The 18,675-nt window shown below is 64.3% G+C and carries 20 protein-coding genes and 3 pseudogenes; 10 read left to right on the top strand and 13 right to left on the bottom strand.

Annotated elements, in window-relative coordinates:
- Window positions 1-57 precede the first annotated feature (57 nt).
- A complete protein-coding gene (locus tag A7X12_RS13270) occupies window positions 58-513 on the top strand; it encodes a hypothetical protein (protein ID WP_037569531.1) in 456 nt (151 codons plus the stop codon).
- Window positions 514-578: 65 nt separating this feature from the next.
- Here the strand turns inward: A7X12_RS13270 and A7X12_RS13275 are convergent, their stop codons facing one another.
- Window positions 579-2,723, bottom strand: coding sequence for a TonB-dependent receptor (locus tag A7X12_RS13275; RefSeq protein WP_232318502.1), 2,145 nt, complete (start codon window positions 2,721-2,723; stop codon window positions 579-581).
- A 104-nt stretch (window positions 2,724-2,827) separates the two neighbouring features.
- A pseudogene (locus A7X12_RS13280) lies at window positions 2,828-3,118 on the bottom strand (integrase core domain-containing protein); the annotation flags it as partial.
- Between A7X12_RS13280 and A7X12_RS13285 the strand changes: the two are divergent.
- From A7X12_RS13285 to A7X12_RS13295, 3 genes and pseudogenes are all read left to right on the top strand, one after another.
- Window positions 3,119-4,075, top strand: a pseudogene (locus A7X12_RS13285) (Mu transposase domain-containing protein); the annotation flags it as partial.
- Window positions 4,062-4,790: an IS21-like element helper ATPase IstB gene (gene istB, locus A7X12_RS13290; protein WP_064312078.1), complete on the top strand. Its 729-nt coding sequence runs from the start codon at window positions 4,062-4,064 to the stop codon at window positions 4,788-4,790. The pseudogene A7X12_RS13285 and the gene istB, both read left to right, overlap by 14 nt.
- 168 nt (window positions 4,791-4,958) lie before the next feature.
- Window positions 4,959-5,849, top strand: coding sequence for an ABC transporter permease (locus A7X12_RS13295; protein ID WP_082746193.1), 891 nt, complete (start codon window positions 4,959-4,961; stop codon window positions 5,847-5,849).
- Window positions 5,850-6,087: 238 nt separating this feature from the next.
- On the opposite strand, the gene A7X12_RS25575 is transcribed toward A7X12_RS13295, so the two are convergent.
- Window positions 6,088-6,285, bottom strand: a complete 198-nt coding sequence (locus A7X12_RS25575) for a hypothetical protein (RefSeq protein ID WP_007406878.1) — start codon at window positions 6,283-6,285, stop codon at window positions 6,088-6,090.
- 32 nt (window positions 6,286-6,317) lie between these two features.
- Here A7X12_RS25575 and A7X12_RS25580 point away from each other — a divergent pair, with 32 nt between their 5' ends.
- Entirely contained in the window at window positions 6,318-6,527 is a 210-nt protein-coding gene (locus A7X12_RS25580; RefSeq protein WP_206378459.1) for an EAL domain-containing protein, read from the top strand.
- Window positions 6,528-6,669: 142 nt separating this feature from the next.
- Here the strand turns inward: A7X12_RS25580 and A7X12_RS13305 are convergent, their stop codons facing one another.
- Both A7X12_RS13305 and A7X12_RS13310 read right to left on the bottom strand, forming a co-directional pair.
- Window positions 6,670-7,845 (bottom strand): zinc-dependent alcohol dehydrogenase, encoded by a 1,176-nt coding sequence (locus A7X12_RS13305; protein WP_062127116.1) that lies wholly within the window; start codon window positions 7,843-7,845, stop codon window positions 6,670-6,672.
- Window positions 7,846-7,944: 99 nt separating this feature from the next.
- Window positions 7,945-8,244 carry a diguanylate cyclase gene (locus A7X12_RS13310; RefSeq protein WP_231902888.1) on the bottom strand — a complete coding sequence of 100 codons (300 nt, stop codon included), beginning with the start codon at window positions 8,242-8,244 and terminating at the stop codon, window positions 7,945-7,947.
- A gap of 274 nt (window positions 8,245-8,518) precedes the next feature.
- On the opposite strand from A7X12_RS13310, the gene A7X12_RS13315 reads away from it, so the two are divergent.
- The gene (locus tag A7X12_RS13315; protein ID WP_064312079.1) at window positions 8,519-10,684 is read left to right on the top strand and encodes a catalase; all 2,166 of its coding nucleotides are present in this window, start codon (window positions 8,519-8,521) and stop codon (window positions 10,682-10,684) included.
- A gap of 95 nt (window positions 10,685-10,779) precedes the next feature.
- On the opposite strand, the gene A7X12_RS13320 is transcribed toward A7X12_RS13315, so the two are convergent.
- The 5 genes and pseudogenes from A7X12_RS13320 to A7X12_RS26785 form a co-directional block, all read right to left on the bottom strand.
- Window positions 10,780-11,376 (bottom strand): class I SAM-dependent methyltransferase, encoded by a 597-nt coding sequence (locus tag A7X12_RS13320; protein WP_007406872.1) that lies wholly within the window; start codon window positions 11,374-11,376, stop codon window positions 10,780-10,782.
- On the bottom strand, window positions 11,373-12,026 hold the full coding sequence (locus A7X12_RS13325; protein ID WP_007406874.1) for a PIG-L deacetylase family protein: 654 nt from the start codon (window positions 12,024-12,026) through the stop codon (window positions 11,373-11,375). The genes A7X12_RS13320 and A7X12_RS13325 overlap by 4 nt, the downstream gene beginning before the upstream one ends.
- Window positions 12,023-13,009, bottom strand: coding sequence for a hypothetical protein (locus tag A7X12_RS13330; RefSeq protein ID WP_007406880.1), 987 nt, complete (start codon window positions 13,007-13,009; stop codon window positions 12,023-12,025). The genes A7X12_RS13325 and A7X12_RS13330 overlap by 4 nt, the downstream gene beginning before the upstream one ends.
- Window positions 13,006-13,500, bottom strand: coding sequence for a glycosyl transferase (locus A7X12_RS26285; RefSeq protein ID WP_018250469.1), 495 nt, complete (start codon window positions 13,498-13,500; stop codon window positions 13,006-13,008). Before A7X12_RS26285 ends, A7X12_RS13330 begins: the two co-directional genes overlap by 4 nt.
- A gap of 159 nt (window positions 13,501-13,659) precedes the next feature.
- A pseudogene (locus A7X12_RS26785) lies at window positions 13,660-14,307 on the bottom strand (glycosyltransferase); the annotation flags it as partial.
- On the opposite strand from A7X12_RS26785, the gene A7X12_RS26295 reads away from it, so the two are divergent.
- Both A7X12_RS26295 and A7X12_RS13345 read left to right on the top strand, forming a co-directional pair.
- On the top strand, window positions 14,294-14,380 hold the full coding sequence (locus tag A7X12_RS26295; protein ID WP_231729964.1) for a hydroxyisourate hydrolase: 87 nt from the start codon (window positions 14,294-14,296) through the stop codon (window positions 14,378-14,380). The pseudogene A7X12_RS26785 and the gene A7X12_RS26295 sit on opposite strands and share 14 nt — an antisense overlap.
- Before the next feature lie 49 nt (window positions 14,381-14,429).
- Window positions 14,430-14,624 (top strand): hypothetical protein, encoded by a 195-nt coding sequence (locus tag A7X12_RS13345; RefSeq protein WP_007406887.1) that lies wholly within the window; start codon window positions 14,430-14,432, stop codon window positions 14,622-14,624.
- A 43-nt stretch (window positions 14,625-14,667) separates the two neighbouring features.
- Here the strand turns inward: A7X12_RS13345 and A7X12_RS13350 are convergent, their stop codons facing one another.
- The 3 genes from A7X12_RS13350 to A7X12_RS13360 form a co-directional block, all read right to left on the bottom strand.
- Window positions 14,668-15,315 carry a TMEM175 family protein gene (locus tag A7X12_RS13350; protein WP_062127104.1) on the bottom strand — a complete coding sequence of 216 codons (648 nt, stop codon included), beginning with the start codon at window positions 15,313-15,315 and terminating at the stop codon, window positions 14,668-14,670.
- Window positions 15,316-15,321: 6 nt separating this feature from the next.
- The gene (locus tag A7X12_RS13355; protein ID WP_062127102.1) at window positions 15,322-16,152 is read right to left on the bottom strand and encodes an aldo/keto reductase; all 831 of its coding nucleotides are present in this window, start codon (window positions 16,150-16,152) and stop codon (window positions 15,322-15,324) included.
- A gap of 75 nt (window positions 16,153-16,227) precedes the next feature.
- Window positions 16,228-16,806 carry a TetR/AcrR family transcriptional regulator gene (locus A7X12_RS13360; protein ID WP_231729962.1) on the bottom strand — a complete coding sequence of 193 codons (579 nt, stop codon included), beginning with the start codon at window positions 16,804-16,806 and terminating at the stop codon, window positions 16,228-16,230.
- A gap of 138 nt (window positions 16,807-16,944) precedes the next feature.
- Here A7X12_RS13360 and A7X12_RS13365 point away from each other — a divergent pair, with 138 nt between their 5' ends.
- Together A7X12_RS13365 and A7X12_RS13370 are read left to right on the top strand one after the other, a co-directional pair.
- A complete protein-coding gene (locus A7X12_RS13365) occupies window positions 16,945-17,934 on the top strand; it encodes a zinc-dependent alcohol dehydrogenase family protein (RefSeq protein WP_009823890.1) in 990 nt (329 codons plus the stop codon).
- A 100-nt stretch (window positions 17,935-18,034) separates the two neighbouring features.
- A partial coding sequence (locus A7X12_RS13370; RefSeq protein WP_157105593.1) for an alcohol dehydrogenase catalytic domain-containing protein occupies window positions 18,035-18,675 on the top strand: 641 nt, incomplete at its 3' end.

An 18,675-nucleotide genomic window follows, 5' to 3' on the forward strand; every position in this document is an offset into this window, starting at 1 on the left:
CGCCCGCACCGCCTTTCCCTATCGCCACGCAAGACTAGGGTCGGCTACAGTTCACTGATGCTCCTTCGTCCTCACCTATTGATCTGCGCACTTTCGCTCGGCAGCGCCGCGCCCGTGGCGGCTCAGCAAGCGGTGCCTGCCGCGCCACGAACCGTGGCGGGTGCTTCGAAATTCATCCAGGACATGCTGACCCGCGGCACAGCCGTCGCAAAGCCTTGGCCGGGTTTCGTGCGGAGCAGCAGGATCACGAGCGTAGGAGTGAAAGGTGGTTGCCTCGTTACGCTCACGCTCGCCGACAAAAGCGCCCTCAGCGTGAAACTCGATCAGGTGGTTGCGATCCGACCGCTTTACTCGGCCAACGCGCCCCAGGCGTCGGTGGAGATCAAAGGGGGCGCGCAGCCCTACGAGGGTCTCGATATATTCGTCGGGGACAACGACGCGGTGCGCCGCGTCGGTGATGCCCTGGAGTTCATGCGCCAGTCCTGTGATCCATCGGCGAAGACTGGTTTCTAAACCGGCCAGCGGCGTCTCACCAACTTTTGCAAGGTTCATATGCTCGCAACCGACCAAGTTGGCCGTTATAACCTCATTCTAACCGTCGCGCGCACCGTCGTCGGCGCGCCGGGCATGATGTTGTTGTCGTTGTAGGCGGACGAGAAATAATCGCTGTTAAGCAGATTCTCGACGTTGATTTGCGCCTCGATCTGGGGGGTGAGCTTGAAGAATGCCGCGGCATCGACGCGCGTGAAGGCGGGTAGGATGGCGGTATTGCTGATGGAGGTGAAGCTCTTCGACTGGTGATAGACCCCGACCCCGGCCCCAAGGCGAGGGGTGAGGTCGTAGCGGGTCCACAGCGAAGCCTGCTGTTTGGGAACCAGCGGAACCTCGCGCCCGGCCGGGGCGACACTCGTCGTTTTGCGAATTGTCGCGTCCTGCAGCGCATAGCCCGCGCTGATCTGCCACTGTGCTGTGATCGCACCGCTAAGGCCGAGTTCGAACCCCTTACTGCGCTGAGCACCCGTCAGCACCGTCCGCGCGGCGTCGTTGGGGTCGGCCGCGCGGGTGTTGGTGCGGTCGAGCTGGTAGATGGCGGCCGTCAGGTTCAGCGTGGGCAGGATATCCCACTTGAGGCCAAGCTCGTAGTTGTCGAACCTTTCCGGTTCCAGCGCGGCGCTAGTGATATCGAGTGATGAGAATTGATCCCCCGACTGCGGCAGGAAGGACCGGCTATAGCTGGCGTATATCGAGACAGGTTGCACCCGCTTGAGCACCACGCCCACTCGGGGAGACCACAGGGTGTCCGTGCGGCTATAGCTCTGTGCGGCAACCAGGTCGTCGACGTTGAGCGTGAAGCGGTCGCGGCGAACGCCGCCGATGACATCGACATGGTCGCCGATCGAGATCTGGTCCTGCACGTAGAAGGCAGTGACGTCGGCGTTCGTGCGGACCGACCGGTAGCCGGTGTTGGCGGCGGTGCGCAGCGTAACCGGCGGCACCGTGATCGGGTCGGCCAACCCGACAAAGACGCGCCGCCCCCCATTGACGATATCGCCACCCCCGAAAAAGCCGTTGATCCGCTGGTTGCGCGTGCGCTGGTCGCTAACTTCGAAGCCGGCGAGCAGCACGTGGCGAACGGGGCCGGTGGTGACGGTCCACACAAGGTCGTTCTGGTTGAGCAGGTTCGTGCGCGTCGTGGGATCGCTATACGCTTCGAGGCCGACGCTGCGGACGCCGCCGCGCGGCGTGACCGGGGTTACCGCAAAGGCGTTCCGATAGAGCTTGTCATAATCACCGTACAGGATCCGGCTGGTCAGGGTCAGATTGTCGCTGAAGCGGTGCTCAACGCGGCCATTTAGGACCTTGGCCTCGAAATCGCTGACGTTGAACCCCGGCACACCGAAGAAGGTGTCGCGGACGCCGGTAAGCGGACGTGATGGGCTCGTGAGCGAGCCCTGGACGGCCGAGGGGACGCCTCGGTCGATCGTTCGCTTGTCGCTGTTATATTCGAAGCCCAGATCGATCCGAGTCGCACCGCCGAGCGAGAGCGCGACGGTCGGGTTGATCGCAACCCGGCGCCCGTCATAGAAGTCGCGATTGTTTCGGAACTCCTCGTAAACGGCGTTCATCCGGGTGGAGACGGACTCGCTGAGTGGCTGACTGATGTCGGCGTCGACATACCATGCGCCATATGTGTCCGCCGAACCGCTGCCGCTGATGAAGGCGTTGGCGACAGGGCGCTTGGTGACGCGGTTGATCACGCCCCCGCCGCCGCCGCGCCCGAAGATCATCGCGTTGGGACCTTTCAAAACCTCGATCCTCTCTGCATTGTAGAGGCCGCGATAATATTGCACGTCGTCACGCAAGCCATCGACGAAGAAGTCCGCGGTGCTGCTGTTCCCGCGCAGGATGATCTGATCGCGGTGTCCCTCACCTTGAGAGATTACGGCGCCGGGGACATAGCGTAGTACATCGGCAATAGAGCGCATCGCCTGGTCGTCGATCTGCGTTTCCGTGATGATCGATACCGCTTGGGGGACATCGTTGAGCTCGGTCGGTGTGCGCGTGGCGGTGCTGGTCGCATCGATCTGATAGCCGTCGCGGACGCCGGTCACGATGATCGTTTGCGAGGTGCTGCCGGGGCCCGGCAGGAACTGGTCTTGAGCCATTGCCGGGACGGTGAGCAGCCCGAAGCCGAGTGCAGTTCCAATACCAAGATTTCTCACCGTTGACCCTTTTGCGAATCTCTCTCACCAACGCAATAGGTGATTTGAGAGTGCGTCGCAATAGCCTTCGTGAGCAGCCCCCACCGGGTGGTCCGGGTAGATAGTTAGTGCATTGTCGTCTCCGCCGCCATTGCCGGGCGCAGGTGGAGCGAAGCGGAACCGGAGGCCGGCAATGGCGGCGTCGCCGCTTCTGGTGCGGGTGGGCGATAGCCCAGGCTGCTATGTGGCCGGATGGTGTTGTAGTGGCGCCGCCACGCCTCGATCAGCACTCTGGCCTCGGCGAGGCTGTAGAAGATCTCTCCGTTAAGCAGCTCGTCACGCAGCGAGCCATTGAAGCTCTCGTTGTAGCCGTTCTCCCATGGCGAGCCTGGCGTGATGTAGAGCGTGTTCACGCCGCCTTCTTCGGAGGCGTGCCGACGCGCGGCATCTACGACAACATGAAGACGGCGGTGACGAGCGTGTTCACGGGCAAGGAGCGGGTCTTCAACCGGCGCTTCCTGGTCATGGCCAACCATTACATGGTCGAGCCGACCGCCTGCTCACCGGCGTCGGGCTGGGAGAAGGGTCAGGTCGAGAACCAGGTACAGACCGCGCGCGGCCGCTTCTTCCAGCCACGCCTGCGATTTACCAGCCTCGAGGAGCTGAACGGTTGGCTGGAGGCCGAGTGTCGGCGCTGGGCCGACATGCACCGGCATCCCGAGCGGAAGGAACTGACGGTCGCCCAGGCATGGGCAGCCGAACGGGCGGTGCTCCAGCCTGTTGTCGCGCCCTTCGACGGCTTCCACGAGAGCGAGCATGCGGTAAGCGGCACTTGCCTCATCAGCTTCGACCGCAACCGCTACTCCGTTTCTGCCAGGGTGGTGCGACGTGCCGTTCAGGTCCGCGCCTATGCCGACCGCATCGTCGTGCGCTGCGACGGTGAAGTCGTCGCCGACCATCCCCGGTTCTTTGGCCGGGACCGGACCATCTACGACCCGTGGCATTATCTGCCGGTGTTGGCGACCAAGCCGGGCGCCCTGCGCAACGGCGCACCGTTCCAGGGCTGGGAGTTGCCGCCTGCGCTGTCACGGCTGCGGCGCAAGCTCGGCGCCGGCGACGACGCCGACCGGCGGTTCGTGCGGGTGCTGGCGACAGTGCTCGATGACGGGCTCGAGGCGGTGGAAGCGGCCGTGCGCGAAGCATTGCTGGCCGGCACCGCCAGCGACGACGTCATCGTCAACATCCTGGCCCGCAGGCGAGAACCGCCACGACCGCTAACCATTGTCACCCCCGAGGACCTGGCGCTGCGCCATCCGCCCCGCGCCGACTGCAACCGCTATGACAGCCTGCGAGGTCTCCATGCAGCGGCATGAGATGATGACGGCCATGACCGAGTTGGGGCTGAAGGGCATGGCTGGCGCCTTCGACGAGGCGGTCACCACCGGTCTCCAGCGCAAGCGCACGACCATGGAGGTCCTGACCGACCTGCTGCGTGCCGAGGCGACGCACCGCCATGCAGCGTCGGTCCGTTACCGGATGTCGGCCGCCAGGTTGCCCGCGGTGAAGGACCTCGACGCCTTCGTCTTCGATGACACCCCCATCAACGAGGGACTGGTGCGCTCGCTGTACAGCGGCTCGTTTCTTCCGGGCCAACGCAACGTCGTGCTTGTCGGTGGGACGGGCACAGGCAAGACGCACCTCGCCACCGCCATCACCACCAATGTGGTACGGGCCGGCGCCCGGGGGCGCTACTTCAACACGGTGGACCTGGTGAACCGGCTTGAGGAGGAAACGCGTCTTGGCAAGGCCGGCACGCTGGCAGCCCAGCTCTCCCGGCTCGATCTGGTGGTGCTCGACGAGCTTGGCTACCTGCCGTTCGCCCGCTCGGGCGGCCAACTGCTCTTCCACCTCGTCAGCAAGCTCTACGAGCAGACCTCGGTCATCGTGACCACGAACCTCGCCTTTGGCGAGTGGCCGACCGTCTTTGGCGACCCCAAGATGACCACCGCGCTGCTCGACCGCATTACCCACCATTGCGACATCGTCGAAACGGGCAATGACAGCTGGCGCTTCAAGCACCGCAGTTGACGCCCAGGACCACCGGCAGAGAACGCTTCGCGCTGGTTGCGCCTCCGGTCGGGCTACGCCCGCCCTACGCCGCAACCAGCGCGAACAAAGCGCCCGTCATACCCGTCACGCTGCTCGACGAAGGGGGTCCCTTTTGCACGCCGATAGGGGGTCCTTTTTGGACGCCGATTGACACCCGACATCATGGCGGCGCGTGAAGAAGTGCGCCAACGGCGTGCCTACGGCATTCTCTACCTGTCGAAAGGTCTCGGCGGAGCGGCACTGAAGGGGCGGCCCGGGGCGGGGGCGGCCTTGATCGTCAACGGGGCGTACTTCGTGCGTGCTGAAGGGATCGCCCGCGCGCTAGGCGATGTCGTGAGAGAGCAGGCGGTTGAAGTGACTGGGGCCCTCATCGCTCATCGCAGTGGGTCCGGCGCGACAATCGTCATGCAGCCGCTGTTCAACACCACCGGTGGTTATCGCGACTACGTGTTCCCGGCGATCGCCAACATCATACTTCAGCAAACGTTGCCCTTCGCGTCGGCGCGGCTGATCGCTGAACGACGTCGGCGTGGTGATTGGCAGCGCGACCGGGCAACTGCCCTCGGCACCTGGATAGCGATGACACTGATCGGCATCTTTGCCGGCCTGTTCGTGTTCGGGTTCGCGTTCTGGGTGCAGGACGTGCCACGCACCGGCAATGTGCCCGGCCTGCTGCTCGCCCTTCCTGTGTTCGCGGCCACGGTAGCCGCTCTCGGCCTCGTCGCGGGAAGCCTGTTCCGCAGCGGCGACGATACGTTGAAGCTCCTGATGCCGACCTCGGTGCCGCTCGTCTTCCTGGCCGGCTTCGCATGGCCGCTCGATGAGATGCCGGGCTGGCTAGCGGCGATCGCCTGGTTCTCGCCGGCTACGGCCGCCATGCACCTGTTCATTCGCTTCAACCAGATGGGTGCTTCGATCGCTGAAGCCGCCACCCCGCTGTTGGTCCTGATCGGGTTGATGATCGGATACGGGGCGATCTGGTGCTTCGGTCGATCGCATGCCGGACGCGAGGATCCGACCAGCGATGCGGCGGGCTGATCGGTTGTATGTTGTTACGCAGCCGATGAGTTCGGATACCGCCCCGCCACGAAACACAGGCGACGGAGCGGTACCAATTGCCGAAATACGCCGGCGTCCCCTTTTCACAGACGACCTTGGCAGCGTGCAAGTGCCTCAAGGGTGTCCCACCACCACCTTCGAGAGAGAAGGTGTTGATCGGGTGAGGTGTAAGCGGCCAAACTGGAAAAGCCAAACTTCACGCCCTTCGCGCCGCCCCTCACGACAGCTTCAACATGCAAATCAGCATCAGGCTGATTCCGCCCAAGCAGAGGAGCGACAGCACCACCGCCAGCGTGACCCGTCCGCCAGCCTTGGCGACGGTGCGGATATCGACCCCGAGCCCGAGCGCCGCCATGGACACCACGGTCAGGAACGTCGCGGTATGTCCGATCGGCGCGACCGCGATGGTGGGCACCAGCCCGATCGATCAGTCGTTCGTTTCGAGATCTGGCCGATGACGAGCGTGGACAGGCGCTTGTCCGATCGATGATCACGCTGTCGCACGATCTCGGCTACCGGGTCGTTGCCGAGGGCGTCGAGACCGCCGCAGCCGCGGCGATCCTGGCCGAGTTGGAATGTGAGGAGGCGCAGGGTTACTATTTTGCCCGTCCGATGGAGGAAGAAGCGCTGCGGCTATGGCTCGTTGCCTCTCCGTAAGAATCATCCGTTGCAGCCTGACTGACACCTAGATCTGCCGACATACTTGGTTGCAAGCTGATCGACACCGCCGCTGAACATAATCCACAGCGGCGGCGGCGATCGGCATCGATGAGCGTCCTGTTCCCGGTTGTTCCGCTAATCAGCCGTGCGGCCGCATGACAACCTTGATTACACCTTCCTGCTTGTCACGGAACTTCGCGTACATCTCGGGCGCGTCCTCAAGACTGGCCGGATGCGTGATCACAAAGCTGGGATCGATCTCGCCCGCGACGATCTTATCCAGTAGCGGCTTGGTGTAACGTTGCACGTGGGTCTGCCCAAGCTTGATCGTTAGTCCTTTGTTCATCGCTGCACCGATCGGAAGCTTGTCACCCATCCCGACGTAGACGCCGGGCACGGAGACCGTGCCGCCCTTGCGGCAGCTCATGATCGCCTGCCGCAGGACGTGGACGCGATCAGTGGCGAGCATCATGCTTGCCTTCACCTTGTCCATGACCGCGTCCGCCGCCCCGTGCGCGGCCGCCTCGCAGCCGACAGCATCGATGCAGCTGTCGGGGCCCCGGCCCTTGGTTCGCGCCTGCAGCTCGTCATAGACATCGGTTTCGGCGAAGTTAATTGTCTCAGCGCCACCGGCCTCCGCCATGGCGAGTCGCTCGGGCACCTCGTCGATCGCGATCACGCGGCCGGCGCCCATCATCAGCGCGGAGCGGATGGCGAACTGGCCGACCGGACCGCAGCCCCAGATCGCGACGGTGTCGCCATGCTCGATCTGCGCATTCTCGGCGGCCATGTAGCCGGTCGGGAAGATATCCGATAGGAAGAGAGCCTGCTCATCGGTAACGTTGTCGGGAATCTTGATCGGACCGACATCCGCCATCGGCACGCGGAGATACTCCGCCTGGCCGCCGCAGTAGCCGCCCAGCATGTGGCTGAAGCCGAACAGCCCGGCGGGCGAATGGCCCATCGCTTTGGCGGCCATATCGGCGTTCGGATTGGTCCGATCGCAGGCCGCAAACAGACCCTTCTTGCAGAACCAGCAATCGCCGCAGCTGATCGTGAACGGCACGACGACACGGTCGCCGATCTTGAGGTTGGTTACCTCGGACCCGAGCGCCACGACCTCGCCCATGTTCTCGTGGCCGAGGATATCGCCGGCTTCCATGGTGGGCTGGTAGCCATCCAGCAGGTGAAGGTCCGACCCGCAGATCGCGCAGGCGGTTATTTTGATGATCGCATCGCGCGGGTGCTTGATCTCGGGATCCGCAACGGTGTCGACGCGGACATCGCCTTTACCGTGCCAGCATAGTGCGCGCATGTCGTTTCCTCATCTGAGTGGATGTCCCTGTCGTCAGGGCCATGTCTATGACGCTCAACGCCTTGAGCCGCGGCATGGGTCCCCGTCCATTTGATTCGTTTACATCAACGAGCGGCCGTAAAACGGCCGTACGGCCAGCGGGTTGAACGCAGACGGCATGCCCGGCTTGAAAGCCAGCAAGATAATGAAGTGGGTCGCCCAGGCCGTGCAGCCGGCCGACACGATGGTGACAGGTTCCCACAGGCTGCGCGTCTTCCGCCCTGAGCGTACGGCATGGTCGGCCAGGGCAAAGGACGCATAGATACCGCAGAGGCAAACCAGGCCCGCGAGCAGCACCAACCACGGATCGTGGTCGTGCCAGACGCAGTCGAAAACCTGTACGACCTGGGAGTACATCATGCTCGGCTAACGGCAAGGCGTTAAGACATCCTCAACCGGTCCATATCGGCTTTCCCTGGCTGTGATCCAGGACCAAGGAAGCCGCAGTCGGGTTCTGCGCAGCCATGAACACTTACGTTGCCGAGCCCGCGCCTGTCGTCCGAACCGGCGACCATGCTCGACTGACATAACTTGATTTCGCTCCTCCGGGTCGGTTCCCAGTCGCTACAAAGATTTATGCCTCGCACCGCCGTGGCGCTGGTGGCATTAAGGGCATGATCGGAGGATTACGTCCATGGCACGCAAGAGCATCAAAAGCGCGGTGAAACTCAAGGGCGAGACGGCCAAGAAGGCACCGCCGCTGCCGGCGGGTGCCGACCAGCCGACGAACTATGCCGAGCAGCAGGGCCATGGCGGTGAAACCCGCCAGACGACCTCGGACGCGGCACTTACCATGACCACGCAGCAGGGCATCCCGATCGCAGACGCCCAGAACAGTCTCAAGGCGGGTCTGCGGGGCCCCACGCTGCTCGAAGACTTCATCCTCCGCGAAAAGATCTTCCATTTCGATCACGAGCGCATCCCGGAGCGCGTCGTCCACGCACGCGGCTATGGCGCGCACGGCGTGTTCGAACTGACCGACAGTCTGGCCGACTACACCCGCGCCGACGTGCTGAGCACGGTCGGGCAGCAGACCGAGGTGTTCGTCCGCTTCTCAACGGTAGCGGGCAACAAGGGCTCGCGCGATCTGGCGCGCGACGTGCGCGGCTTCGCCGTCAAGATGTACACGAAGCAGGGCAACTGGGACATCGTCGGCAACAACATCCCGGTGTTCTTCATCCAGGATGCCATCAAGTTCCCCGATCTGGTCCATGCGGCCAAGCAGGAGCCCGACCGGGCGTTCCCCCAAGCGCAAACCGCACACGACAATTTCTGGGATTTCGCCAGCCTCACCCCGGAAGCCTGGCACATGATCATGTGGATCATGTCCGATCGCACGATCCCCCGCTCCTTCCGCACGATGGAGGGCTTCGGCGTCCACAGCTTCCGCCTGGTGAACGCGGAAGGCAGGTCGACCTTCGTCAAGTTCCACTGGAAGCCGCGCCAGGGGCTCCAGTCGGTGCTGTGGAACGAGGCGGTCAAGATCAGCGGCGCCGATCCCGACTATCATCGCCGCGATCTTTGGGAGGCGATCGAGAGCGGTGACTTCCCGCAATGGGACCTCGGCGTCCAGCTGTTCGATCAGGAAACCGCCGACAAGCTTCCCTTCGACCATCTCGACTCGACCAAGCTCATCCCCGAGGAGGACGTGCCGGTCCGCATCGTCGGTACGCTCACGCTCAATCGCAACGTCGACAACTTCTTCGCCGAAACCGAGCAGGTCGCTTATTGCACGCAGAACATCGTGCCGGGCATCGACTTCAGTGACGACCCGCTGCTGCACGGCCGCAACTTCTCCTATCTCGATACCCAGCTGAAGCGGCTCGGCAGCCCGAACTTCACCCACCTGCCGATCAATGCCCCGCGCTGTCCGGTGATGAACTTCCAGCAGGACGGCCACATGGCGATGCGCAATCCGAAGGGGCGCGTGAACTATGAGCCGAACAGCTGGGGCGCGGAAGGCGGTCCGCGCGAGAACCCGGAGATCGGCTTCACCAGCTTCCCCGCCGAGGTTCAGGGGACCAAGCAGCGGATTCGGTCCGAAACCTTTGCCGATCATTACAGCCAGGCACGGCAGTTCTATCTCAGCCAGCAGCCGATCGAGCAGAAGCACATCGGCGACGCGCTGGTGTTCGAGCTGTCGAAGGTAGATCGTGTCGACATCCGGGCCCGGGCGGTCAGCCACCTGCGCAACATCGACGAGGATCTCGCCGCTACCGTCGCGGACGGGCTCGGCCTCGACCTGCCGGACGCCGCCAAGGCGGCCAAGCCGACGCTAGACCTGCCGACATCGTCGGCGCTCTCGATCGTCGCCAACGGCCCGGCGAATTTCGCCGGGCGAAAGATGGGCCTGCTGCTGACCGATGGGTCGAGCGCCGAGCTGTTCAATGCGCTGACCAAGGCGCTGGAAGCCGAAGGCGCGGTCTGGGAGGTGGTCGCGCCGAAGATCGGCGGGGTCACGCTCGACGACGGCACCAAGGTCGCGGCCAAGCAGAAGATCGACGGCGGACCTTCGGTCCTTTTCGATGCCGTCGCGGTGCTTCCGTCCGAGGAAGGGGCTGCGCTGCTCGCCAAGGATGCGGCCTCCAAGGACTTCGTGGCGGACGCGTTCGGCCACTGCAAGTTCATCGGCTACACCGATGCAGCCGCCACGTTGTTCGACGCTTCTCGGGTGCCGGAGCTTGACGATGGCTTCGTAGCCCTAAGCAAGAGCAAGGACGTCAAGGCGTTCGTCACGACCTGTCGTGACCTCAGGTTCTGGGCTCGGGAGATGAAGGTCGATCTCGACGCGGCGGCCTGACGACCCTGGCGGGAGCGGCAGGTGGACGTCCTGCCGCTCCACTTAACGGCAAGCCTCATATCGCACGGACGTGGGACGTGCTGCCTCGCTCGCGTTCAACGGGATCGGGTCATACCATCGGCGCGGGCCGCGGTAACGACCCAGCGGCCGGTGCGGCCCGCGGTGCGAACCGTCCAACAACGCCCGGTCTCTGCGAGGAACCGGGCGTGGATCCCTGCCGCATGCTGGACGAAATCGTAGAAATCAATCCTGTGGTGCGCGAGCACGATGATGCCGCCTGGGCGCAGGCGAGCGGCCATCTCACGCGCAACCCGGGCCATCTCTCGCGCTGAGAGGTAATACAGGATCTCGGCGATCACGATCACGTCATAGACGAGACGTGGCGGTCGACCGGGGAGCACGAGCAGCGATGCGCACGCACGAGGCCAGGCGGCAACGGCGCGTGCCGTCAGGTCGACCCCCTCCCTCGTGCCCTCGGTCGCATCGAGGCGCAACGCCATCCTCGCGATCGCGGCACTGTTGGATCCGTTGCCGCTGGCCAGCTCCAGCACCCGTCCGACCGGTCGGTGACCTATCGCGTGCAGGATCGCGGCACGCTTCACCGCCTCGTCACGGGCGGTGAAGGTGCGCCAGGGATCGTCGTCGCCGGCGAACTTGGCGGCGAACCCGGCAAGATCGATCGGGCTCGTCACTTCGAACCCGGCCGGTAGCGCTCGACCGGACGAGCAAAGGCCGCAAGCTCGTGTCTCGCGATCGTGAAGCCTGCTGGGTCATCGGAAACGGCGCCGAGCTGCGTCCGGTAGACGCGGATCAGGGACCGTTTCACCGAAACTCCCCCGGGCACAGCGATGCGCCATGCCGGTCCGGACCTGTCCGGGCGAGGCGGCCACACGCGGTAGGTCAGCCGACTGGCGCCACCCGGGCATCCGGCTACGGCCGCGGCTACGGCGCGGTGATCGGGATGGTCGTCATCGCAGGCCGGTCCGACGATGAGATCGAGATCCCGGCATCGTGCGACCTGGCGGCGCAGCGCGCGATAACAGCGCCCCGGGATCGAGGGCAACTGGCCATCGGGCAAATTGAGGAACGAGACGTCGCCAGCAACGATGCCGAGACGACGTAGCGCATGAAGGCTCTCACGCTGGCGAGCCGCGACCAGTCGCGTCCTCGGCCATTTTCGGCTGCCCCGGTGAGATGCGGCACCATCGGTCACGACCGCAACCCGGACCCGAGCTCCATGGCGGCGAAGCCGCGCAATGAGGCCTGCCGCGCCGATGACCTCGTCATCCGGGTGCGGGGCGATCACCAGCGCGACACGCACGTTTCGCAGCGCGATCTTCACAGGATGGGGTCGAGGATGTGCTCGGCGACAGCTTGGCCGACGCGAAGGCGATGCGCATCGGGCGCAGGCTGGCGCAGGTACACCATGAGATCGGCGATCTTTGCCGCCAGCGGATGCGACAGGAACAATCCCTGCAGCCCCACCGCCTCCTGCGCGATCGTGAGGGCGCGCTCGGCAGAGCCGGCGATCGATAGCCGCGCAGCGGACACCCGGGCGACGCGTTCCGCATCCGTCCCGCTGAACCAGGCGTCCGCCGTGTCGCGGATGCTCGCCGCTGCACCCTGGGCAAGCAGGAACAGGTCGGCGAGGCGCGATGCCTGGAACGGATCGGAAGCGCGCTCGTGGGTGGTCAGGTGGTCACGCACTGCATCGAGCAGGCCGGCGATGCCGCCGGCATGAACCGCGGCGAAGCGCAGCGCGCCTCCGCTGAAGAACGGCTCCCGCGCATAGCTGCCGGGCTCGCCGATACGGCCGTCTTCACCGATCACAGAGCCGGACCAGCGTACCAGATGTGTCTCCGAGCGCTGCATGCCGATCGTCTGCCACCACTCCCGATCGATGGCAGGCGGATCGGCCTCGAGGTCGAGCAGGAGCAGCTGCGGTCCGCTTTCGCTATCCGCGGTTACCAGCGCGTGAGTCAGTATCCCCGCCCCCGATGCATAGCCCTTGCCGCCGGTCAGCCGTCCGCCGGTAAGCACCAGCGGCTCACCCGGCAGGCCCGCATTCCAAATACCCAACGTCGCTCCCGCAGCGATGCGCGCCCGCAACGCAGCGACCTGGGACGACGTGCCGTATCGAAACACGATCTGCACCGCATCGACATGCCCCTCAAGCAGGCGCCCGATGGGGAGATCCCGGCGTCCCGCAGCGTAAAGAGGGCGGAGCAGGTCCAGATATGCCTTGGGCGTCGTCGGATCGCCGGCGGGATCGGTCGCCCACCCCGCCGCGACGATCCCATGACGCAGAGCTCCGGCCGTCGTCATACCGCCTGCTCGCAAAGCTGGTTCTCGAGCGTTGCCAGGGCATGCTCGGCCTCGACGAGGGTGACGTCGGGTATATCGGGCAGCGCCGGCACGACACGCATGGCGAACGCCTCTGCGTTGGGGCAGTCGCGCGCGACGCCGATCACATGGTCACCGGTCAATCCGATACGGTCGCCGAAGCGAGCTGCGACAAAGGAATCGGGGAGCCCGGCCCAGATGCGGCGCGCCTCCGCCTGCTGTCGGTATTGCCATGCCGCCCCTCGGGGATGCGGCATTGAGGGTGCCCCGTGATGGTCGATGGCACTGAGCGCAGCCGCCATGCCGCCCGGCGCCCGGCCGAGCCGCCGTGAGGAGGTCGCAACCACCATGCCGGGATCGCGGCGCACGCGCAACCCGGCGCGCCCGGCATCGTCGAGCAGGGCGGCGTCCTCGCCGCATGGCACCGGCTGGAAGCCACCCAGTGCCTGATAGGCTCCGGGTCGGAAGGCCATGTTGGCGCCTCCCGAGCAGTGGGAGCCGGTCGGACTGTCCCACGGAACGGGGTCGACCGATCGTCGGTAGGCGTGAAGCCGATCGAGGTAGCGCTCGACCCTCCCCTGCACCGGATCCCGCTCCGCTGCGATCCGGACGATTCGCCCGGCGACAAGGTCGGCCGAGGCCAGGCCCTGCAGTGCCGCCCTGACCCAATCGGCACGGGGCTGGCTGTCGGCGTCGGTCGTCAGGAGAATACCGTGGGGCGTGCTCGTCGCATGATGCAGGCCGAGGGCGATGGCGGCCCGGCGGGCACGACCGGCATTGGCATCAGGGCACGGGTCTCCCTGAGCCACCGTGAACGGAAGGGCCATGCGACCAGCATGCTCGAGTATTACCTGCTCGCTCGCATCCGAGCAATCATCAAGGAGGAAGAACACGGCAGCCTCGACGTCGCCCAGGTCCAGTCGCCCGATCGCCTCCAGCAACTTCGGTAACGCAGTCTCCTCGTTGCGGACCGGAACACAGATCGCAGCTGACACAGGTCGCAACGGCACCCCCACCATCAGTTTCGCAGGACCGGCGACCCTGCCTTGCAGGACTGTAGGTGATAAACGCCGGTTTCGATAGCTGCTCGCGGTGATGCAAGATGCCAGATCGTAATGCAGGACTACAGGTTTGCTCGATTTCGACCGAGAGATCGGCGTCGGGTAGGTAGCCGTCGCGGTTCGCGCCGGGCATCTACAGACTGCAGTTCGACATGTCGGGCTACCCGAACGGAAAGCGGCGCCATTCTTCCCCGAGATCGAGCTCGTGTTCCGCGTCATCGATCCTGCCGCGCACTACCATGTCCCCGTCGTGGTCAGCCCCTACGGCTACTCCACCACCCGGGGCAACTGACCACCAATCACGCCTCGATCCCTGCCTCGAACATCGGCTTGTATAGCTCGTGCTCGAGCGAGCGCAGGTACCGGTCGAGGCGGTCGACCAGCGCTGCGACGTCCGCAGCACTCCGCTTGGGGTGAAAGGCCTAGGCGAGATCGGCATCGTCGGCACCGCCGCTGCGATTGCTAACGCGATCTATCACGCGACCGGTAAGCGGGTGCGGTCCCTGCCGATCACGATCGATAAGATCCTGGATTGATTAGCCGATGTGAGCATCCGCCTCGCCGGGTCTATAGCCGGTCTCAACCATTCTCCGGTTCTTGGCCTGGCTTGTAGCTGGGCTTTGCTGGCGGAACGATATAGCTCAACGTAACGATCCCCGCGACGATCAGTCCAGCACGCCAATTCCAGATTGCCAGGGCAAAGGCTGCCCAATAGGCTCCGGCGGTGACGGCGAATTTGAGGGTTGTTCGCCTGAGGTAGGCGTCTGTCAGGCGCTGGTCTGGAAGCCCCCTCGCGGTTGCATAGACCCAACGCACGAACCACCACGTCGCCGGCGCCGCTGCCACGCCCAGATAGGCCAAAACGGCGGTCTTGCTTTCCGCGTCACCGCCGAGATGCTCGATGAGCGGCCGCGCAGGAAATGGCGTGATGCTGACAGCGGCAAGAAAGCCGATGCTGAGCAGATTGTAGCCATGATCGGTTTTTTGCAGAAGCTTGCCGGTGAAGTGGCTGGAAGCCCAGTAAAGACCGATCAGGATCACGCTAAGGGCGTAGGCGGCATATTCCGGTGCCAGCTTTAGGTATGCCGCTGCCAGGTCGCCGTCAGTCGGCTCTGGTGCGTGTAGTTCGGTCACCGGGAGGGTGATGGCAATTGCCAGCACCGCGTCCATGAATGCCTCGAGGCGGTCCGATTTCCGTTCGGTTGCTTTGAAAGACGATGTCGCCATCTGACGCTACAGCATTTCGAGTGGGCGACGGCCCGCTGGCCGGGGAAATGCCGCATCGAGTGTCGCAAGGTCGGCGTCGGAGAGGACGATATCTGCGGCAGCGCGGTTCTCCCGCACATGTGCAATCGAACTCGCTTTCGGGATGGCGATAAGGCTATCGTGGCGCAACGTCCAGGCAAGTGCGACCTGCGCAGGGGTTCCGCCAACCTGGGCCGCTACTTTGTCGAGGGCGGGATGGCTTGAGAGGCGTCCCTGCTCGACGGGACTATACGCCATCACTGGCACGTTGTGCTGTGCGAGCCACGGCAACAAGTCCAACTCAGGGCCTCGACGGACGAGATTGTATAGGATCTGATCGGTCACGCAGCCATCCCCGCCGGCAGCGACAAGTTCGCCCATATCGTCGGTATCGAGGTTGCTGACACCCCAATGCCGAATCTTTCCTGCCGATTTCAGCGCCTCCATTGCCTCTATCGTCTCAGCGAGCGGCACCGATCCACGCCAGTGGAGCAGGTAGAGGTCGAGCCGATCGGTGCCGAGCCGCTTCAGGCTCGCCTCGCACGCACCGGCAAGGCGGAAGCGCGATGCGTTCTGTGGATACGCCTTGCTGACGAGGAACAACTGGTCGCGACGATCGCCGAGCGCTTCGCAGATCAGCGTTTCCGCCGCACCATCGCCATACATTTCAGCGGTATCGATGAGCGTCATGCCCAGCTCGACACCGGTGCGCAGCGCGGCGATCTCATCGGATCGCCGTTCGGCACGTTCGCCCATCTTCCAGGTGCCTTGACCCATCGAAGGAACCACTTCCCCGCCGGGCAATGTCACGTGTTTCATGTGCTTTTGTCCTATGAGATGAGTTCGACTGTTCGGTCGCGGGAGGCGGATTGGCAGATGACCACCATGTAGCGATCATATCGCGGCCGGCCATCGATCGAGTGCCATTTTGGCGATGGAGAGCAGTTCGTTGATCGTAGCGCCGTCGCGCGCCTGAACGGACATGCCTTCCATGACCGTATTGATGAATTTGCCCAGCACGGCCGGATCGGAGTTGGCCGCAAGCTCGCCCTGCGCGGCGCCGCGTTGCAGACGCTCGATCAGGAGGGCCTCCGCCGCGATGCGCTTGTCGCGCAGCAGGCATTCGATGGCGGCGGACGCCGGCGAAACGGCTGCCGCTGCCGAATACATGAAGCAGCCGGCCGGCGTTTCAGGTTCCGAGAATGATGACGCCGCTCGTTCCAGCAGGCCTTTGACGGCCTCGTAGGTGGACAATGCCGGATCGTTGATGGGTGCATAGAGGTGGACGCTGAACGTCGCGGCGTAGCGCTCGATCACCGCCGCAAACAGCCCCGCCTTGTTGTCAAACGCTGCATAGAGACTGGCAGCGGCGACGCCAGTCTCCGCCACCAGATCGGCCATCGATGTCGCTTCGTAGCCGCGCTGCCAGAACAGCCGCACCGCCTTGTCGAGCGCAGCGTCAGTGTCGAACACACGAGGGCGACCTGCGCGGCGACGGGCTTTCGTCTCTGTCATCTCTGGTGCATGATATGGAACGATCGATAAATAATATCTTGAAACGGGTGGTCTTCTCCCTTACAGAACGATCATTCAATAATCAAGGAATCTCCAATGAGCCGCATCGTCCGTATCCACGAATATGGCGACGCCAGCGTCCTCAGGATTGAAGATGTGGCCGTCCCCGCGCCCGCGGCCGACGAAGTGCAGATCGCGGTGAAGGCGATAGGCATAAACCGCGCCGAGGTGATGTTCCGCAACCATGCCTACCTTCAGGAAGCCGAGTTCCCGAGCCGCCTTGGCTATGAGGCTGCCGGCACTGTCGTTACGGTCGGCGCGGACGTGACCGGGTTTGCGGAAGGCGAAGCCGTCAGCGTCATCCCCCCGCTCGATATCGCGCGCTGGGGCACTTATGGCGAGGTCGCCAACGTGCCCGCCCGCCTCGTCGTCAAGCATCCGGCGGCGCTGTCGTTCGAGGAAGCGGCGGCCGTGTGGATGCAGTATGTCACCGCCTGGGGTGCGCTGGTGGAGCAGGCGAAACTCGGCGAGGGCGATTTCGTCATCGTCACTGCTGCCTCCAGCAGCGTCGGCCTTGCTGCCTTCCAGATTGCGCGGATGGTCGGCGCGACGGTAATCGCGACGACGCGTACCGGCGCCAAGCGCCAGGCCCTGATCGATGCCGGTGCACATCATGTCGTCGCAACCGGGGAAGAGGATCTGGTAGCGAGGGTGATGGAGATAACCGATGGTCAGGGTGCGCGCGTGGTGCTCGATCCGGTCGGAGGCCCGTCGTTCGAGCCGCTGACCGAGAGCATGGCACGCGGCGGCATCCTGCTCGAATATGGCGCGCTCAGCGGCGAACCGACGCCGTTCCCGTTGTTCTCCGTGCTGGGCAAGAGCCTCACGCTCAAGGGGTATCTCTACAGCGAGATCGTCTCGGACGATGCCGCCCTCGATCGTGCCAAGGCGTTCATCGTGGCGGGTCTGGAATCGGGCGCGCTCAAGCCGCGGATCGCGCGCACTTTCCCGCTCGACGCAATCCAGGACGCTCACCGCTTCCTCGAATCGAACGACCAGATCGGCAAGGTCGTCGTTACGGTCTGACCGGCATACCGGGGGAGTGAGCGATCGCTCCCCCACGAATTTGCGCTGACGCAACGGCCTCGCACCAGCAATCGGTTTAACTCAACGAGGGTATCCCAACATGAAATCTCGCGCCGCTGTAGCCTTCGAGGCGGGCAAGCCACTCAAAATCGTCGAGATCGATGTCGCCCCACCCCGGAAAGGCGAAGTCCTTATACGGGTGACGCACACCGGTGTGTGCCACACCGACGCGTACACGCTGGCGGGGAGTGATCCGGAGGGTGTTTTCCCGGTGGTTCTGGGCCACGAGGGCGCGGGCATCGTTGTCGAGGTCGGGGAAGGCGTCACCAGCGTCGGGCCGGGCGATCACGTGATTCCGCTCTACACCGCCGAGTGCGGCAAGTGCGACTTCTGCCTGTCGGGCAAGACCAACCTGTGCGTCGCTGTCCGCGAAACGCAGGGCAAGGGCTTGATGCCCGATGGGACCACCCGCTTTTCGTACAATGGTCAGCCCCTCTATCATTACATGGGCTGTTCAACCTTCAGTGAATATACTGTCGTCGCCGAAGTCTCGCTCGCCAAGATCAATCCCGAGGCAAACCCCGAACATGTCTGCCTGCTCGGCTGCGGCGTCACGACCGGCATCGGCGCAGTCCACAATACCGCCAAGGTCCAGCCCGGAGACTCCGTCGCCGTGTTCGGCCTCGGCGGCATCGGCCTCGCGGCGATTCAGGGTGCGCGCCAGGCGAAGGCGGGTCGCAT

Origin of the sequence: Sphingomonas sp. TDK1, from assembly GCF_001650735.1 — a bacterium.
Taxonomy (GTDB): Bacteria; Pseudomonadota; Alphaproteobacteria; order Sphingomonadales; family Sphingomonadaceae; genus Sphingomonas.

What these genes read in the sequence shown, in the direction of transcription:
- A7X12_RS13270 (WP_037569531.1), top strand. Translation starts at nt 58, where the DNA reads ATGCTCCTTCGTCCTCACCTATTGATCTGCGCACTTTCGCTCGGCAGC.
- istB (WP_064312078.1), top strand. Translation starts at nt 4,062, where the DNA reads ATGCAGCGGCATGAGATGATGACGGCCATGACCGAGTTGGGGCTGAAG.
- A7X12_RS13305 (WP_062127116.1), bottom strand. Translation starts at nt 7,845, where the DNA reads ATGCGCGCACTATGCTGGCACGGTAAAGGCGATGTCCGCGTCGACACC.
- A7X12_RS13310 (WP_231902888.1), bottom strand. Translation starts at nt 8,244, where the DNA reads ATGATGTACTCCCAGGTCGTACAGGTTTTCGACTGCGTCTGGCACGAC.
- A7X12_RS13315 (WP_064312079.1), top strand. Translation starts at nt 8,519, where the DNA reads ATGGCACGCAAGAGCATCAAAAGCGCGGTGAAACTCAAGGGCGAGACG.
- A7X12_RS13330 (WP_007406880.1), bottom strand. Translation starts at nt 13,009, where the DNA reads ATGACGACGGCCGGAGCTCTGCGTCATGGGATCGTCGCGGCGGGGTGG.
- A7X12_RS26285 (WP_018250469.1), bottom strand. Translation starts at nt 13,500, where the DNA reads ATGGCCTTCCGACCCGGAGCCTATCAGGCACTGGGTGGCTTCCAGCCG.
- A7X12_RS13350 (WP_062127104.1), bottom strand. Translation starts at nt 15,315, where the DNA reads ATGGCGACATCGTCTTTCAAAGCAACCGAACGGAAATCGGACCGCCTC.
- A7X12_RS13355 (WP_062127102.1), bottom strand. Translation starts at nt 16,152, where the DNA reads ATGAAACACGTGACATTGCCCGGCGGGGAAGTGGTTCCTTCGATGGGT.
- A7X12_RS13365 (WP_009823890.1), top strand. Translation starts at nt 16,945, where the DNA reads ATGAGCCGCATCGTCCGTATCCACGAATATGGCGACGCCAGCGTCCTC.